Below are 16,869 nucleotides of genomic sequence, written 5' to 3'. Positions count from 1 at the left end.
ACAACCTGGTTGTCGTTCTGGCTGCCGGAAAAGCAAACGGCGGGCTTGCGGCCCGCCGTTTTCCGTCCTTGGGTGGAACTCCCTTCCGATAACCGGTGAATCAGTAGGACAGCACGCCCCAGAAGCCGATCTCGTCGGTCTTGTACTCGAACGCCCGGATCGGGCCTTCCAGCTTGTCATGCTTCCACGCGAACGCCAGGCGCAGGTTCTTCAGCGCGTCGTAGGAGACGCCGGCGTTGTAGTAGGTGTCCTTCAGCTTGTTCTGCGGACCGCTGATGCCCCACCACTTGTAGTCGACGCGATCGTAGCGGGCGAACAGGGCCCACTGCGGGGCGAAGGAGTAGTCGCCGAACAGCGAGTAACCCTCGGCCTTGTCGCGCACCACGGCCGGAGCCGGCACCACGCCGTTGTACTTCAGGACGTCGTCCCAGTTCTTGGCGGTGAAATACTCGGCGCCGACGCCGAAGGTCTTGTCGCGGTAAGCCACCAGCGCGTCGCCGCGGGTCGCGTTCTGCGTGGCGGCGCCGTTCTGCACCTTGTTGCCGCGCTTGCCGTCGTAGCCGCCGATGGCGATGACCATTTCCTGGATCGGCTGGTAGCCGAAGCGGCCTTCCACGTCCACGCTGTCCGAGCGCGAAGGGTTGCGGAAACCGCGGCCGTTGACCACCGACAGCTGGTAGTTGACGGCGTTGTCGCCGGTGGTCGCGCCCAGGGCATGGATACCCCAGTCGGACGAGTTGCCGAACGAACCCACGCCGGCCGGGGCCACGCCCACGGTGCCGCGGCCGCCGTCGATGCTGCGGTCGGTCAGGGTGTTCTCGATGAAGCGGTAGCCGTACCACTTCTCGGCGTACGGAATCCACGGCATGTCGGCCGCACCGAAGCGCACCGTGAAGAGCGGATCGAACATGCCCTGCACGTAGGCCTTCTTCACGAACAGGCTGGTCTGGCTCAGCGTGGACTGGTAGTTGAAGTCGGTGGTCAGGTTGGCCGACCAGGTGTCGTCGAACTTATGGTCGACGGTCAGGTAGAAGCGCTTGACGTCGAAGCCGGTGCCGTTGACCGAGCCATGGCCGTCCTTGCTGACGAAGCCGCCGGTCTTGCCCTTTTCCTTGTGGTCGGCATTGGTCAGGTCGAAGAACATCGTGCCGCCGATCTTCGTGTTGTTCACGAACTTGTCGATCGTCGTCATCTTCTTGTCGGACGCGGCCTGCGCCTTCTGCACCGCCTCGAGGTTCTGGCCGGTGGAGACGTTGATGTCGGACTGGGCGTCAGTGCGCTGTTCCAGCTCGACCACCTTGGCCTGCAGCTCGGCGAGCTGGGCCTTCAGCGCTTCGATCTCGGCATTCTGCGACGCCTGCGAACCCTGGCTGGAAGTCTGGGCGGCCTTGCCCTTCGTCGCCGGCTCCGCGGCCACGTGGAAACTGACTACGCCCAAACCGGCGGCAATCGCCACCGCGAGCAACTTAGAACGCATGGATGTTCTCCGCATGTTGGTAGACATTGCCTGGACCGCCCCCTCTCGATCGGCTTGGCCACCCAGGTAATGGCCGGCAGCATGCGGCCGGTCCTTTACGTTTCCGTGCTACTTGCGTGACAAAACAAAGACACCGGTGCAGGCGGCTGCAACAAAGCCCGGCCTGCCGCCCTCACCCCCGATTCACGGCCGCCCCGGGCCGGCTGATATGCTTCCGCGATGGATAAACCGGAAAACCTGAGCAACAGCATGTCCAACCGCCTGGCCGACCGCTTCCGCGGCTTCCTGCCGGTGATCGTGGACGTGGAAACGGGCGGCTTCGACGCCGAGCGCGACGCCCTCCTGGAAATCGCCGCCGTCACCCTGGACATGGACGCCGAGGGCTACCTGCGGCCCCGCCCGGCGGTGTCGGCCCACGTGGAACCGTTCCCCGGCGCCAACATCGACCCGCGCGCGCTGGAGATCACCGGCATCGACCCGGACAACCCGCTGCGCGGCGCCCTGCACGAGCGCGCGGCGCTGGACCACATCTTCAAGGAGGTCCGCGAACGCATGCGCGACGCGGATTGCCAGCGCGCCATCCTGGTCGGCCACAACGCCGCCTTCGACCTAGGGTTTCTCAACGCGGCCGTGCGCCGCGTGGGCCACAAGCGCAATCCGTTCCACCCCTTCAGCTGCTTCGACACGGCCACCCTGGGCGGCCTCGCCTACGGCCAGACGGTGCTGAGCAAGTCGGTGCAGGCCGCGGGCTTCCTGTTCGACACGCGCGAGGCGCACTCGGCCATCTACGACGCCGACCGCACGGCGGAGCTGTTCTGCACCATCGTCAACCGCTGGCGCAGGCTGGAAACTTTTGAACGTGAGCACATCGGACTGGATGTGCTGTAAGCCCGGGAAAACCCTATAGATAAGGTGTCCGCCAAGGCCATGTCGGCGTGGCGGCGCGGGCCAATGTGACAGGTTGTCATATCGCTGAAACATTCAGCTCATTTCATTGCAACACGGCGCGCATGAAATAGCGGTCGGGCGGGAATCCCCCGTGACCCTTATCACTAAGGAGCAACCGTGTTGACCTCTAGCAAATATTTCTCCCGTATCGGCACGTCCGCTGTGTTCGCCGCGGCGTCGCTGTTCGGCATGTCGGCCCACGCCACGGACATCACCGGCGCCGGCTCGAGCTTCGTCTACCCGGTGCTCTCGAAGTGGTCGGCCGGCTATGCCGAGAAGACCGGCAACAAGCTGAACTACCAGTCGGTGGGTTCGGGCGCCGGCGTCGCGCAGATCAAGGAAGGCACCATCGACTTCGGCGCCACCGACGCGCCGCTGAAGGCCGAGGACCTGGCCAGCTTCAAGCTCGGCCAGTTCCCGGTGGTGGTGGGCGGCATCGTGCCGGTGGTGAACATCCCGGGCATCAAGGCCGACCAGGTCAAGCTCGACGGCGAGACCCTGGCCGACATCTTCCTGGGCAAGATCACCAACTGGAACGACCCCAAGATCGCCGCGCTGAACGCCGGCCTGGCCCTGCCGGCCAAGAAGATCACCGTGGTGCACCGCTCGGACGGTTCGGGCACCTCGTTCAACTTCACCAACTACCTCTCCAAGGTCAGCAAGGAGTGGGCGGACAAGGTGAAGTTCGGCACCGCCGTCGAGTGGCCGACCGGCGTGGGCGGCAAGGGCAACGAAGGTGTGTCGCAGTACGTCAAGCAGATCCAGGGTTCGATCGGCTACGTCGAGTACGCCTACGCGAAGAAGAACGCCATCGCCTGGGTCGACCTGAAGAATGCCGCCGGCCAGTTCGTCACCCCGAGCGCCGACAGCTTCGCCGCCGCGGCCGCCACGGCCGACTGGGCCAGCGCCAAGGACTTCAACGTGATCATGACCAACGCCCCGGGTGCGCAGGCGTGGCCGATCACCGCGACCACCTGGGTGGTCATGTACAAGACCCCGAAGAACGCCGAGCACAGCAAGGTCGCCTTCGAGTTCTTCAAGTGGGCGCTGAACAACGGCCAGAACGACGCCGCCTCGCTGGACTACGTGGCCCTGCCGGCCACCCTGGTGCAGAAGATCCAGGCCTACTGGGGCAGCGAGTTCAAGCACTGATGAAAGCTGCGGCGGGCGGTTCCTTGCCCGCCGCCACCGGCATGGATGCCGGGTGAAGGACCAGGCCGCCCCTTCGCAGGATGGGGCGGCCTGTTGCTGACCAGCGCCCACGCGGCGCCCAATCCATCGACCGGACGGCCATGCCGGCCGGCGTTGCCAGGAAAGCCAAACCATGCAAGCGAACGAGGCCGCGGCAGCGGTCCCCATCCAGGAAGTCCGCGCGCATCGCGATGCACGGGACGACCGCCTGTTCGGCTGGCTGCTCAAGGGCTGCGCCCTGCTCGTCCTGGCCAGCCTGCTCGGCGCCGCCGGCGCCACCCTGTGGGGCGGCCGCGATGCCTTCATGCACTTCGGCTTCGGCTTCCTCACCAGCAGCGAGTGGAACCCCAGCGACGACGTCTACGGCGCGCTGGTGCCGGTCTTCGGCACGCTGATCACCTCGTTCATCGCGCTGTTCATCGCGGTACCGGTGAGCTTCGGCATCGCGCTCTATCTTTCCGAGGTCGCGCCCCCGTGGCTGCGCACCCCGGTGTCCTCGGCCATCGAACTGCTGGCCGGCATTCCCTCGATCATCTACGGCATGTGGGGCCTGTTCGTGTTCGCGCCGTTCTTCGCCGACCACGTCAAGCCCTGGCTGACCAGCTACCTGGGCAACCAGCCGGACGACGGCAAGGTGTCGTGGGTGGCCGAGCACATCCCCTTCATCGGCCGCATGTTCGGCAACGACAACCCGTTCGGCGGCAGCGTGCTGACCGCGGGCATCGTGCTGGCGATCATGATCATCCCGTTCATCTCCTCGGTGATGCGCGAGGTGTTCCAGACCGTGCCCACGCGCCTGAAGGAGTCGGCCTACGCGCTCGGCTCCAGCACCTGGGAAGTGGTGTGGGACATCGTGCTGCCCTATACCCGCTCGGCGGTGATCGGCGGCATCTTCTTAGGTCTAGGCCGCGCGCTGGGCGAGACCATGGCGGTGACCTTCATCATCGGCAACAAGATGAAGCTCTCGCCGTCGCTGCTCGATCCGGGCGCGTCCATCGCTTCGACCATTGCCAACCAGTTCGGCGAGGCCGCCGGCCTGCAGAAGTCCGCGCTGATGGCGCTGGCCTTCCTGCTGTTCGTGGTGACCTTCATCGTGCTGATGATCGCCCGCCTGATGCTGCGCCGACTCGCCCACAAGGAGGGCCGCTGATGAAGTCCTCCTCGCTCTATCTGCGCCGCCGCATCAAGAATGTGGTCGCGCTGGGCCTGAGTTCCGTGGCCACCCTGATCGGCCTGATCTTCCTGGCCTGGATCCTGTGGGAGACGCTGCGCCAGGGCATCGGCGCGATCAACTGGAACCTGTTCAGCAAGATCTCGGTGTACCGCGAAAACGGCGGCCTGGCCAACGCCATGGTCGGCAGCCTGATCCTGGACCTGCTGGGCATCGCCATCGCCACGCCGATCGGCGTGCTGGCCGGCACCTGGCTGGCCGAGTACGCCAACCGCACCAAGCTGGGCGAGACGATCCGCTTCCTCAACGACATCCTGCTGTCGGCGCCGTCGATCGTGCTGGGCCTGTTCGTCTACACCATCGTGGTGTTGCCGACCACGGCGCTCACCCACGGCGACACCACCTTCTCGGGCCTGGCCGGCGGCATCGCGCTGGCGCTGATCGCCCTGCCGGTGATCGTGCGCACCACCGACGAGATGCTGCGCCTGGTGCCTTCCACCCTGCGCGAGGCGGCGCTGTCGCTGGGCATCCCGCAGTGGAAGCTGACCCTGCAGATCCTGATCCGCGCCTCGCGCTCGGGCATCATCACCGGCGTGCTGCTGGCGCTGGCGCGCATCAGCGGCGAGACCGCGCCGCTGCTGTTTACCGCGTTCGGCAACAACTTCCTGACCTTCAACCCGATGGACAAGATGCCGAGCCTGCCCCAGGCGATCTACGAGTACACCAAGGATCCGGACCCGGCGATCAACGCGATCGCCTGGGCCGGCGCCTTCGTCGTCACCATGTTCGTGCTCGCGCTGAGCCTGATCTCCCGCCTGATCCTCTCCCGCAACAAGGTGTCCCATGACTGAGTCCGCCGCCGCCGGCATTCATCCGCAGCCCGCCGCCGCGCTGGCGCCGACCAAGCTGCGCGTGCGTGACCTGAACTTCTACTACAACGGCTTCCATGCGCTGAAAGGCATCAACATGGACATCCCGGAGAAGAAGGTCACCGCGATCATCGGCCCCTCCGGTTGCGGCAAGTCCACGCTGCTGCGCATCTTCAACCGCATCTATGCGATCTACCCCAAGCTCGAGGCCAAGGGCGAGATCATGCTGGACGAGGAGAACATCCTCGACACGCGTTATTCGATGAACAAGCTGCGCAGCAAGGTCGGCATGGTGTTCCAGAAGCCGGTGCCGTTCCCGATGACCATCTTCGAGAACGTGGCCTACGGCATCCGCCACCACGAGCGCCTGTCGCGCGCCGACATGGAGATCCGCGTCGAGCAGGCGCTGCGCAGCGCCGCGCTGTGGGACGAGGTGAAGGACAAGCTCAAGCAGAACGCGCTCGGCCTCTCCGGCGGCCAGCAGCAGCGCCTGTGCATCGCCCGTGGCATCGCGCTCAAGCCCGAGGTGCTGCTGCTGGACGAGCCGACCTCGGCGCTGGACCCGATCGCCACCGGCCGCATCGAGCAGCTGGTGGAAGAGCTCAAGAGCGAGTACACCATCGTCATCGTCACCCATAACATGCAGCAGGCGGCGCGCTGTTCGGACCTCACCGCCTTCATGTACCTGGGCGAGCTGATCGAGTTCGACCGCACCGAGCAGATTTTCACGAAGCCCGGCAAGAAGCAGACCGAAGACTACATTACGGGTCGCTTCGGCTAAGGCCAGGGGGCTTCACCGCCCATTCCCCTCAACGCAGGCGAAAACGCATATGAGCGGCAGCAACAAAGAACACATCATCAAAAGCTACGACGACGAGCTCACCCGCCTCACCGGCGAGATCGTGCGCATGGGCGAGCTGGCCGTGACGCAGCTCGAATCGGCGATCGACGTGGTCGAGCGCCGCGACGAGCGCGCCGCCCAGCGCGTGGTCGCCAACGACGACGCGATCGACCAGCTCGAACAGGAAATCAGCCACGACGTGGTGCGCCTGCTGGCGCTGCGCGCGCCGATCGCCGGCGACCTGCGCAATGTGTTCGCCGCGCTGCGCATCGCGGCCGACATCGAACGCATCGGCGACTACGCCGCCAACGTGGCCAAGCGCTCCATCCCGCTGTCGATGGTGGCGCCGATCGCGCCGACCAACGGCCTGGGCTATCTCGCCGAGCTCGCCGCCGGCGAAGTGCGCGAAGTGCTGGTCGCCTACCGCGACCGCGACGCCGAGCGCGCCTACCAGGTGTGGAAGGACGACGCCCTGCTGGACGAGGCCTACACCGGCTACTTCCGCCAGCTGCTCACCTACATGATGGAAGACCCGCGCAACATCACGCCGTGCACGCACCTGCTGTTCATGGCCAAGAACATCGAGCGCATCGGCGACCATGCGACCAACATCGCCGAGAACATCTGGTTCCAGGTGCACGGCGAGCCGCTGGCCACCCAGCGCAGCAAGCGCGACTTCACCTCCAATCCGGAGATGACCAGGCTGGGCGACCGTTCCGAGTAAGCCGGCTCATCGCCGCAAAAGAAAAAGCCCGCCTGACCGGCGGGCTTTTTCGTAGGTTGGGGTGAGCCACAGGCGAACCCCAACGGACGCGGCCAGATACCGCGATGGTCGGTTTCGCCAATGCGTCAGTGCGCCCCGCCCGTCAACTTCAAACCGATGATGCCGACGAAGATCAAGGCCACGCACAACAGCCGCGCCGGCGTAGCCGGATCGCCGAACAGCACGATGCCGAGAATGACTGCGCCGACTGCGCCGATGCCGGTCCACACCGCGTAGGCCGTGCCGATCGGCAAGGTCTTCACCGCCAGCGCAAGCAGGATGATGCTGGCGGTCATCGCCGCCACCGTGCCCACGGTGGGCCACAGGCGGCTGAAGCCTTCGGTGTACTTCAGGCCGATCGCCCAGCCGATCTCGAACAGGCCGGCGAGCAGCAGATAGATCCAGGGCATGACAGACTCCTTGGGAGCCAAGTCGACGCACGCCTTGCGCGTGCGGACGGCATCCGACGCAACGGCAGGGTCGTCCCCGCGAGGGAAGATACGAGCGGGGTCGTCCCCGCAAGCCGGCCCGGGGCCGGAGCCCGCGCATTCTACCAAGCCGCGGACGCCGGCTCCTGACCCGTCATTCAGGTGATGCGGCGTTCCACGTCCCTCAGCTCGCGCCGCACGCGCGCGCTGTTGGCGATGCCGTAGATGCCGATCACCATCCATGCCAGCTGCATCACGAAGGCCGAGGCGTTGAAGCTGCCGAACAGCAGGGACAGCATCACGCCCAGCGCGCCCAGCACGTTCATCAGCTGATAGACCAGCCCGTTGCCGTGCAGCTTGCGCGCCTGCAGCAGCAGGAAGGCCAGCAGCACCAGCACCACGCCGAGATAACCGGCCCAGTCGTGCCACAGGATATTCATCGTTTCGCGCTCCTTTGCCGCAGGGCCTCGAACAGGACCACACCGGTGGCGACGGAGACGTTGAGGCTCTCCATCGCGCCCGGCATCGGGATTCTGGCCAGGAAATCGCAGGTCTCGCGCGTGAGGCGGCGCATGCCCTCGCCTTCGCTGCCGAGCACCAGGGCCACCGGGCCCTTCAGGTCGATATCGTAGACAGAGGTTTCCGTCTCGCCCGCCAGCCCGGTGATCCACACGCCGGCGTCCTTCAGCGTGCGCAGCGCGCGCGCCAGGTTGGTGGCGGCGATCAGCGGCACGCGGTCGGCGCCGCCGGCGGAAGCGCGGCGCACCACCGGCGTAAGGCCGACGGCGCGGTCCTTCGGCACGATCACCGCGGTGACCTTGGCCGCCGCCGCGCTGCGCAGGCAGGCGCCGAGATTGTGCGGATCGGTGACGCCATCGAGCACCAGCACCAGCGCCTGCGCGCCGGCCTGTTCGAGCAGTTCCGGAAGGTCGCCCTCGCTCGCCATCGGCGGCGCCTCATAACGCGCCACCACGCCCTGGTGCCGCGCCTCGCCGGCAACCTTGTCCAGCTGCTCGCGCGGGCGGTGGTGCACCGGAATGCGCAGGGCCTTGGCGCGCTCCGCCAGCTCATGCACGCGCGCGTTGCGCTGGCCGTTCTCGACCAGCACTTCGCGTATGCGTTCGGCGTCGTTGCTCAACGCGCCTTCGACCGGGTTGATCCCGACGATCCAACTTTCGCTCATCGCTTGCCCTTGCCCTTACCCTGGCCCTTGTCGGAGCGGGGTTTGCCGGATGCCGGACCCGGCTTGCGCGGCGCGCCGCCCTTGCCCTTCGCTCCGCCCGCTGATTTCGCCTTGGCGCCGCCTGCAGAGAAGCGCGACGGCGGCGCCGCATCGCGCGCATTATCGCGCGACGGGCCGGGTTTGCGTCCCTGCTCCGGCGCCTTGGGCAGCTTCGGCAGCGAATAGCGTTCACCGGACTGCGCGTAGTCGTAGGCGCGCTCGGCACGCGGCGGCGGCGCGAAGGGCTCGCGCTTGCCGACCAGGCGGAAGTCGATCTTGCGGTCCTCCAGGCTGGCGCGCAGCACCTGCACGCGCACATGGTCGCCCAGGCGGAACTGCGCGCCGCTGCGCTCGCCCTTCAGCAGGTGGCGGATCGGATCGAAGTGGTAGTAGTCGTTGGACAGCTGGCTGATATGCACCAGGCCGGAGACCCTCGATTCCTTCAGTTCCACGAACAGGCCGAACGAGGTGACGCCGGTGACCGTGCCGTCGAACTCGCTGCCCACATGCTTGGACATCCATGCGCACTTGTAGCGCTCGTCCACGTCGCGCTCGGCTTCCTCGGCGCGGCGTTCGCGCTGCGAGCAGTGCAGCGCCATCGCGGCCATCTGCGCCGGGCTGTACACGTAGTCGGCCGGCTTGCCGCCGCCCACCGCGTAGCGGATCGCGCGATGCACCAGCAGGTCCGGATAGCGGCGGATCGGCGAGGTGAAGTGCGCATAGGCTTCCAGCGCCAGGCCGAAGTGGCCGCGGTTGTCCGGCTGGTAGGCCGCCAGGCTCTGCGCGCGCAGCAGCACCGACTGCACCAGCTCGCGCTCGGGACGGTCCTTGACCATGCGCAGCACGTCGGCGAAATCGCCGGGCGTGACTTCGTCCAGCGGCGGCAGGCGCAGCTTGAATTCGCGCAGGAACTGCTGCACGTCCTCGTACTTTTCTTCCGGCGGTTGTTCATGCGCGCGGAACAGCGCGGGAATCTTTTTCTTTTCCAGGAACATGGCCGCCTGCACGTTGGCGGCGATCATGCACTCCTCGATCAGCTTGTGCGCGTCGTTGCGCTCGGTGGCGCCCATCGCCACCACGTCGCCGGTGTTGTCGAGGCGGAACTTCACCTCCGGCGTTTCGAAGTCGATCGCGCCACGGCGCTTGCGCTGCGCGGCGAGCAGCTGGTACAGCCCGTGCAGGTTTTCCAGCTGCGGCAGCACGTCGGCCAGTTCGTGGCGCGCGTCCGCATCGTTAAGGCCGATCGCCTGCCACACGCGGTCGTAGGTGCAGCGCGCGTGCGAGTACATCACCGCGCTGTAGAACTTGGAGCGGATGACCTCGCCCTCCTCGTCCACGGTCATGTCGCAGACCATGCACAAGCGTTCGACCTTGGGGTTGAGCGAGCAGATGCCGTTGGACAGCGTCTCCGGCAGCATCGGCACCACGAAGCCGGGGAAATAGGTGGACGTGCTGCGCTCGTAGGCCTCCCGGTCCAGCGCGCCGCCGACCGGCACGTAGTGCGAGACATCGGCGATCGCCACCACCAGGCGGTAGCCGCCGCCACGCCTGGGCTCGGCATACACGGCATCGTCGAAGTCGCGCGCGTCGGCGCCGTCGATGGTCACCAGCGGCAGCGCGCGCAGGTCCACCCTGCCCTCGCGCTCGGCGGCGGTCACCTTCGGCTCGACCTGGGCCGCTTCGCGCGTCACTTCAGCCGGCCATTCGCGCGGCAGGTCGTAGCTGGCGATCGCCATCTCCACCAGCAGCGAGGGTTCCAGGCGCTCGCCCAGCACGGCGAGGATGTTGCCCATCGGGCCACGGTGCGGCGTGGGCGGATCGGTGATCTCGACCACCACGATCTGGCCGTTGCGCGCACCCTGGTCCTGGCCGGGCTTGATCATGATGTCCTGGTGCACGCGGCGATCGTCCGGCGCCACCATGGTCACGCCGTTCTCCAGCAGCACGCGGCCGACCAGCCGCGGCGAACGGCGCTGCAGCACTTCGACGATGGCGCCCTGCTTGCGGCCGCGCCGGTCCAGGCCGACCACGCTGGCGAGCACGCGGTCGCCGTGCAGCACCTGGCGCATCTGCTGCGGGGACAGGTACAGGTCTTCCGTGCCGTCGTCCGGGCGCAGGAAACCGTAGCCCTCGGCATTGGCCAGCACCTGGCCGGCGATCAGGTCGAGCTTGTTGCTGGGCGCGTAGCCGCCACGGCGGCCGAGCAGCAGCTGCCCGTCGCGCACCATCGCGCCCAGGCGCTTGCGCAGCGCGTGCAGGTCGTACTCGTCGTGCAATTGCAGCGCCTCGGCGATGCGCGCCTCGGACAGCAGCTCGCCGCGCTCGGTCAGGAGGGCGAGGATCGCCTCGCGGCTGGGAATCGGGCGCTCGTAGCGCTGGGCCTCGCGCTCGGCATGGGGATCGGCCGCATCGCGCGCGGCCGGCGCCGACGCGGCACGCTTGCGCGGCGCCGGTGCCGCCTTGCCGGGCACGGCCGGGCGGCTGGAGGTCTTCTTCTTGCCGGCGCTGGCCGGCTGGTCCTTATTTTTTTTGGTCACTTATCGGCCTTGATGGAGGCGCTCCGCCGGTCCGGCGACGCGCGATGAAGAAACGGTCAAAGAATAGTTGACAACCCACTGCTCCATCCCTAATCTACGCGGCTCACGCAGCTCGCTTAGCGACGCGCGGGACACCTGCCCAGGTGGCGGAATTGGTAGACGCACTAGTTTCAGGTACTAGCGGGTAAAACCGTGGAGGTTCGAGTCCTCTCCTGGGCACCAATTGTAAACGAAGCCCGCCGCAAGGCGGGCTTCGTCGTTTCCGGGCCTCGCAGCGCGGCGATCGGGCGAGAAAATCAGCGGCGGCTGGACTCGAATGTTGCGCTGCCGGCCTCTATTCGCCTGGGTGCACGCACGCTCAGCAGCAGCCTGCGCATCGATGCGGACGCAGGGGACTCCACGTAGCGAAACACCGCCCAGGCGCAGATCACGGCAAGCGCAGGACGGGCCAGGAACAGCACGATCTCGAGGGTCGGCTGGCTCAAGGGAAGCGCGCCGGCGATGCGCTGCGCAATCTGGAACACATAGACGTGGACCAGATACAGCGAATAGGAGATGCCGCCCAGCCACACCGACCACCGCGGCACCTTGATCGCATCCGCCTTCGCCAACAGCGCGATGCCGGCGAACACGATGGCCAGCGGCGCACCCCAGCCTTGCGGGCCGAAGAAGTTCGTCATGCCAAGTGGCTGCCACGCCAGCGCCAGCGCAACCAACAGCACGGCCATCGCGCCGCAGATCGTCCAGGTCGAGCGGATCGTGACGCGGGAACCATAGATCCACGCTGCCGCCATGCCGGCGACGAAATCCCACACGATGGGATGGATGGCGAGGTTGGCATACCGGGACCATGCCACCAGCGGTTGCGTGGCCACGTGCAAGTGGTAGCCCCCACGGGCGAGCGGAATAGCCAACAGGGTCAAGGCAAACCATGCGGCCATGACTGCATAGCGCCATCGCCCGCACAGCATCGAGGCGGCGAACACCAGGTAGAAATACCACTCGAAACACAGCGTCCAGGCCACGCCCACAGCCATCCGGAAATAGATGCCGGAGGCGACCGGGTCATGCGGAATGAAGGCAAGTCCTTCTGCATACCAAAGCACCAGCGCGCGATCGAGCAGACCGCCGAAGCCGTGCTCCACCACCAGCGCCACCGGCGTCATCACCGCCAGCAGCGGCCAGATTCTGGCGAAACGCTTGACGAGGAAGGTCCAGGCGTACGCCTTGCTGCCGTCGAAATCCCGCGTGGTCCACACCATCAGGAAACCGCTGATGATGAAGAACAGATCCACGCCCATCGCCATCGGCAGCAACACCTGTTCGGCCACCGCCCTGCCCGATGCCGAGCCCATCAGCATGCTGCGGCTGTGGACCATCACCACCATGAAGGCGGCCAGGCCACGCAAAGCCTGGATCCATTCCAGCTTGCGCTCCTGCGTCCATGCCGATGCGATTCCGTCCACGCCTCAAGCGTCCTGCAAGGGCTGGCGCCGCCGGCGCCGGTAGACCTGGTGGAAGCCTGCGGTGTGATGCAGCTGGGCGCCGTCCGCGAGCTGCTCCGTGGAAACCACCCGCGCAACGAAGAACGTATGCAAGCCGATCGTCTGACTGTGCACGATCGACAGCTCCTGCACGCGCAGGGCGCCGGCAACAGTTGGAATGCCGAATGTCTTCGACGGTCGCACGGGAAACGGCAGCGCGGCCCAGTCCCGCGGCGGCTGCTTGTGATGTGCCGCGAGTTTGTAGACCACCGGCTTCATCGCAGCCGGCACATGCGACAGCGCCACGCGGCGAACCTCGCGCATGACGGGTTCGGAGACATTGGTACTGCGCAGCGCCAGCGAATACAGGCCGCTGCGTTCGAGCGGACCGATCAGGTCCATCGGGAAGATGTTCCGGTGCCCTGCCCCTTCCACCGACACCAGCACCACCGGTCGCGGACACAGGTACGCGATCATCAGCTGCTGCGCGGCGGCAGGATCCATGTTCAAGTGCGCCGACGACGCATGCCTGGCCATGCTGCGGTTCTGCAGCCAGGCATTCCATGCGCGCAGCGGCCAGTGCAGGCAACGATGCGCGCCGGCTTCGACTCGATAGAACGAAAGCGGTGCGGCCTGCGGTTCGGCCATCGAAGCATCCCGCACCAGACGCAACGTTCCCAGCAGCTGCCCCGCAGCCGCATCCCGATATTCGAGAACGGCACGCTCTCCTGCATCGACGCTCGTCGCGATCACCAGCGGATTGAGCGAGGCGACGGTGTGATCCGCCGTCACATCGACCGACTCGCCGTCCCAGCGCAACCTCGCCGTCACCAGCCGCGATGCCGGCGCAACACCCACCGGCGCCCACTGCGGCAAGGGACGTACGAACGGCCGGACCCAGTCCTTCCACATGGTCAGACCCGCCGGAACAGCAGGAACATGTACAGGCTGGCCGCCATGCCCAGTCCTCGGGGCACCGTGCGCTCCAGCCGGAAATGCGGCGCCGCCGCCCGTGCGACGACACCCGGCGCAAAGCGATGCACGCCGCTTTCGGTGTCGAACGCGTAGCGCCCATGGCGCACCAGATTGGCAAGATTCTTTCGCCACCAGCCGTAGCGCGCATCGCCGAGATAATAGGGATTGAGCATGCTGGCGAGCACGAATCCGCCGTGCTCGACCACGCCGGACAACTGCTCGAACAGCGCCGTGTGGTCGGCAAAATGATTGAGCACGGCAAAGTTGGCGGTGACCGCCTGTACCTTGCAGCCGAGTTCCGTTCCAAGCCTGATCACCGTGCCGCCGGCGATTTCGTCATGGCAGTAGCGCTCCAGGTGCTCGCGCATCGAATCCGCCGGCTCGTACACGAAGGTGCGATATCCGCGCGCGGCATAAGCCTTCGCATCGATGCCGGTGCCGGCGCCGAAATCGAGGATGTCGCCCTCCTGCCCCAGCAACTCCAGCGCCATGCGCTGGAATCGCTCGCGCACGGCCATGTCGCGCTTCGAGGACAGGAAGATGTCGTGGTACTGCTCCCCGGTATGCATGACTCCCCCGCTATTGAGGTGTCGCCTTGGAGTGGGTGCCTCGTAGATTGCGTAAGGTTGCCGGTCGCCATGACCTACGGCGAATCGCCCAAGGTCTTCACGATCAGGTTGATCGCCTCGTCGTTGCGGTACACGCGGTGCCCCGAGGTGACCGTGGTGGTCGACACCGCGCCGGGCAGGAAGCTGCTTTCCAGCGGTACCACGCCGTCGCCCGGCACCGCCTCGCCGGGCAGGCTGCCGGCGATGGTGTAGTAGCGCACGCCGGGCGCCGGCAGCAGGGACCACGCGGCACGGCTGACCGGCTGGTCGGTGCGCAGCGTGCTGATGCTGCTGAGGCCGCGTTCGCGGTAGCTGCGCACCAGGTCGGGCTGGAACGCCTCCGGCTGCGCCTTGACCAGGCGCATGATCGCGTCCAGTTCGGGGCCGCCCGGTTTCACCAGGCGCAGGGCGAGGCGGCCGAAGAAATCCTCGGCGATGGGGCTGCCGTGATGCGGCGTGGCGAGGAAGAACGCGACATCCGCGCCCGGATAGGGCGTGAAGCGGAACAGCCGCCGGATCGCCGCAATATCGTCCGCGGCACCGTGCAGCTCCGGTTCCGGCACCAGGAAGGCCGCACGCCACAGCACCTCGCCGCTGTCGGCCGTGAGCAGCCGCGCAATGATGCCGCCCATGCTGTGGCCGACCAGCACCAGGTGCTCGCGCGCCGCATCGTGTGCCGCCGGATCGACCGCGGCCCACGCGTCATCGAGAAAACCCTGCACGCGCAGCCGCGACAGCAGCACCGGCGCATTGGTCTGGTACACCACGTGCCACACCTGGTAGCGCGAGCGCAGCGCCGGCGTGCCCTGGATGCGATTGGTCAGGCGCGCCCACACCAGCGGGCTGCCGCCCAGGCCGTGCAGCATCACCACCGGGATCTTGCGCGGGTCGTAGTCCTCCAGCAGGTACACACCCTGGCGCTGGCCGATGTCCTTGCCGTTGACCAGCAGGTTGCGGATCGCCTGCTGCTTGAGCTGCGAAGCATCGGCGAGCATCGCGTAGGGCGCGGTGGTGTCCATCGACAGCACGTATTCGCGCCGGCCGATCGCCACGCTGCCCAGCTTCAGCGGATCGGCGAACACCAGGCGCGGCGTGCCGCCGTCGGCGTCGGCCTCGACCCAGGCCACCGCCGTGCGCGTCACGCCCTCCGGCGGGAACAGGCGGCAACGCGGCGTGCCTTCGCAGCGCCGCGTGGCGGCGACCAGGGCCACGCCGAAGCCGTTGGTGGCGAAGCGCTGGCCGAACATCAAGGTGGAGATCGCGATACGGTCGGCGCGCACGAACATGGGCGCGCCGGCCAGGTCCGGCGACAGTTGCCCCAGCTCGACCGCCAGGGCATCGCCGCCGACATCGAGGGTACGCGGCCGCCAGCGCTCTTCCTCGGTGGCCAGCAGGAAATCCAGCAGGTGGCCGGTGCACTGCGTATCCAGCGCCACCGCCTCGTCCGCCTTCGCGCCGCCGGCCAGCGCCGCGCGATAGGCGCCCGCGGCGCAGCGCAGCCATCCGCGCGCCGCGCGTTCGGAGGACGATTGCCGCATGGCGTCCATGGCCCAGCTCCTGGCCGCGGCCAGGGTTGCGTCGGGGCTGCGCAGCGGCGGCGCCAGCCGCCGCACCGGCGGACTGCAGGCCGCCAGCAGGCTGGCCAGCGCCAGCACGCCCAGGACCCGCCACCACCGCCGTGTTACCCCGCCGCGCATGCAGCCCCCGTCGACGCGCCGCGCGCTCAGGCCGCCGGCGGGCCTTTCAACTCGATCATGTTGCCCTGCGGATCGTACAGATACAGCGAGGGGCCCTCGCCTTCCGCACCGTAGCGCGAGCCCGCCTCCCCGATGCGCACGCCATGCGCTTCCAGGTGAGCGCGGATGGCGGGCTCGTCGTAGCCCTCCACCGCCAGGCAGATATGGTCCACGTTATGGCCTTCCGTGCCTGGCGCAGCGCCGCCCAGGCGACCCAGCCTGCTGTCGATGCCGACCAGGTCGATCAGCGACGCGCCGGCCCGCAGCTGGACCAGGCCGATCGCCTCCTGGCGCCGCTCCACGGTGCAGCCGAGCACGCGGCAGTAGAAGTCCTCCAGGGCGGCGGGGTCCAGGGCGCGCAGGACGACGTGGTCGAGCTGGCGCAGGCGGAAGGGGGGACGAGGCATGGGGCGTACCTGAACGTGGAGATAGACAGCAAAAGCTACGCCACCATGCAGACGCGCGAAAGCCGAGCCCCTCTCCCCTCGGGAGAGGGGTTGGGGTGAGGGTCCGGGCGGAGCGCAAGAGTGATGTGGACCGCTCCGCCCGTACCCTCATCCGGCTACCGCCACCTTCCTCGCTCCTCCACGCGAAGAGGGCACAGGGATGTGCCCTGCTT

General features: G+C 67.2%; 16 protein-coding genes and 1 tRNA gene. 7 read left to right on the top strand and 10 right to left on the bottom strand.

Annotated elements, in window-relative coordinates:
- Positions 1–100: 100 nt before the first annotated feature.
- Positions 101–1,477: a porin gene (locus BM172_RS08950; protein ID WP_026633112.1), complete on the bottom strand. Its 1,377-nt coding sequence runs from the start codon at positions 1,475–1,477 to the stop codon at positions 101–103.
- Positions 1,478–1,696: 219 nt separating this feature from the next.
- Between BM172_RS08950 and rnt the strand changes: the two genes are divergently transcribed.
- The 6 genes from rnt (at position 1,697) to phoU (ending at position 7,221) form a co-directional block, all read left to right on the top strand.
- Positions 1,697–2,365, top strand: a complete 669-nt coding sequence (gene rnt / locus BM172_RS08945; protein ID WP_026633111.1) for a ribonuclease T — start codon at positions 1,697–1,699, stop codon at positions 2,363–2,365.
- A gap of 180 nt (positions 2,366–2,545) precedes the next feature.
- A complete protein-coding gene (gene pstS, locus BM172_RS08940) occupies positions 2,546–3,577 on the top strand; it encodes a phosphate ABC transporter substrate-binding protein PstS (protein ID WP_090423568.1) in 1,032 nt (343 codons plus the stop codon).
- A 172-nt stretch (positions 3,578–3,749) separates the two neighbouring features.
- On the top strand, positions 3,750–4,766 hold the full coding sequence (pstC, locus tag BM172_RS08935) for a phosphate ABC transporter permease subunit PstC (protein ID WP_026633109.1): 1,017 nt from the start codon (positions 3,750–3,752) through the stop codon (positions 4,764–4,766).
- Positions 4,766–5,638 (top strand): phosphate ABC transporter permease PstA, encoded by an 873-nt coding sequence (pstA, locus tag BM172_RS08930; RefSeq protein WP_026633108.1) that lies wholly within the window; start codon positions 4,766–4,768, stop codon positions 5,636–5,638. Before pstC ends, pstA begins: the two co-directional genes overlap by 1 nt.
- Entirely contained in the window at positions 5,631–6,437 is an 807-nt protein-coding gene (pstB, locus tag BM172_RS08925; protein ID WP_035322032.1) for a phosphate ABC transporter ATP-binding protein PstB, read from the top strand. The genes pstA and pstB overlap by 8 nt, the downstream gene beginning before the upstream one ends.
- A gap of 49 nt (positions 6,438–6,486) precedes the next feature.
- Positions 6,487–7,221 carry a phosphate signaling complex protein PhoU gene (gene phoU, locus BM172_RS08920; RefSeq protein ID WP_026633106.1) on the top strand — a complete coding sequence of 245 codons (735 nt, stop codon included), beginning with the start codon at positions 6,487–6,489 and terminating at the stop codon, positions 7,219–7,221.
- Positions 7,222–7,346: 125 nt separating this feature from the next.
- Here phoU and sugE read toward each other — a convergent pair whose 3' ends face one another.
- From sugE to rnr, 4 genes are all read right to left on the bottom strand, one after another.
- Positions 7,347–7,670 carry a quaternary ammonium compound efflux SMR transporter SugE gene (gene sugE, locus BM172_RS08915; protein WP_026633105.1) on the bottom strand — a complete coding sequence of 108 codons (324 nt, stop codon included), beginning with the start codon at positions 7,668–7,670 and terminating at the stop codon, positions 7,347–7,349.
- Positions 7,671–7,846: 176 nt separating this feature from the next.
- Positions 7,847–8,128: a CBU_0592 family membrane protein gene (locus tag BM172_RS08910; protein WP_026633104.1), complete on the bottom strand. Its 282-nt coding sequence runs from the start codon at positions 8,126–8,128 to the stop codon at positions 7,847–7,849.
- Complete coding sequence (gene rlmB, locus BM172_RS08905) at positions 8,125–8,871, bottom strand: 23S rRNA (guanosine(2251)-2'-O)-methyltransferase RlmB (protein ID WP_026633103.1); 747 nt, start codon at positions 8,869–8,871, stop codon at positions 8,125–8,127. The genes BM172_RS08910 and rlmB overlap by 4 nt, the downstream gene beginning before the upstream one ends.
- Entirely contained in the window at positions 8,868–11,447 is a 2,580-nt protein-coding gene (gene rnr / locus BM172_RS08900) for a ribonuclease R (protein WP_081804968.1), read from the bottom strand. Before rnr ends, rlmB begins: the two co-directional genes overlap by 4 nt.
- A gap of 137 nt (positions 11,448–11,584) precedes the next feature.
- On the opposite strand from rnr, the gene BM172_RS08895 reads away from it, so the two are divergent.
- Positions 11,585–11,669, top strand: a tRNA-Leu gene (locus BM172_RS08895).
- Between the two features lie 74 nt (positions 11,670–11,743).
- On the opposite strand, the gene BM172_RS08890 is transcribed toward BM172_RS08895, so the two are convergent.
- From BM172_RS08890 to BM172_RS08870, 5 genes are all read right to left on the bottom strand, one after another.
- Positions 11,744–12,913 carry an acyltransferase family protein gene (locus tag BM172_RS08890; protein ID WP_051548264.1) on the bottom strand — a complete coding sequence of 390 codons (1,170 nt, stop codon included), beginning with the start codon at positions 12,911–12,913 and terminating at the stop codon, positions 11,744–11,746.
- 3 nt (positions 12,914–12,916) lie between these two features.
- Positions 12,917–13,807, bottom strand: coding sequence for a flavin reductase (locus BM172_RS08885; protein WP_245778723.1), 891 nt, complete (start codon positions 13,805–13,807; stop codon positions 12,917–12,919).
- 38 nt (positions 13,808–13,845) lie between these two features.
- Positions 13,846–14,475, bottom strand: a complete 630-nt coding sequence (locus BM172_RS08880) for a class I SAM-dependent methyltransferase (protein ID WP_026633101.1) — start codon at positions 14,473–14,475, stop codon at positions 13,846–13,848.
- Between the two features lie 74 nt (positions 14,476–14,549).
- Positions 14,550–16,211, bottom strand: coding sequence for an esterase/lipase family protein (locus BM172_RS08875; protein ID WP_081804967.1), 1,662 nt, complete (start codon positions 16,209–16,211; stop codon positions 14,550–14,552).
- A gap of 26 nt (positions 16,212–16,237) precedes the next feature.
- Positions 16,238–16,657 (bottom strand): VOC family protein, encoded by a 420-nt coding sequence (locus BM172_RS08870; protein ID WP_026633099.1) that lies wholly within the window; start codon positions 16,655–16,657, stop codon positions 16,238–16,240.
- Positions 16,658–16,869: the final 212 nt, after the last annotated feature.

It is taken from the genome of Dyella marensis (genome assembly GCF_900112865.1).
Classification (GTDB): Bacteria; Pseudomonadota; Gammaproteobacteria; order Xanthomonadales; family Rhodanobacteraceae; genus Dyella_D; species Dyella_D marensis_A.
This window is presented reverse-complemented; position numbering and strand designations above follow the sequence as displayed.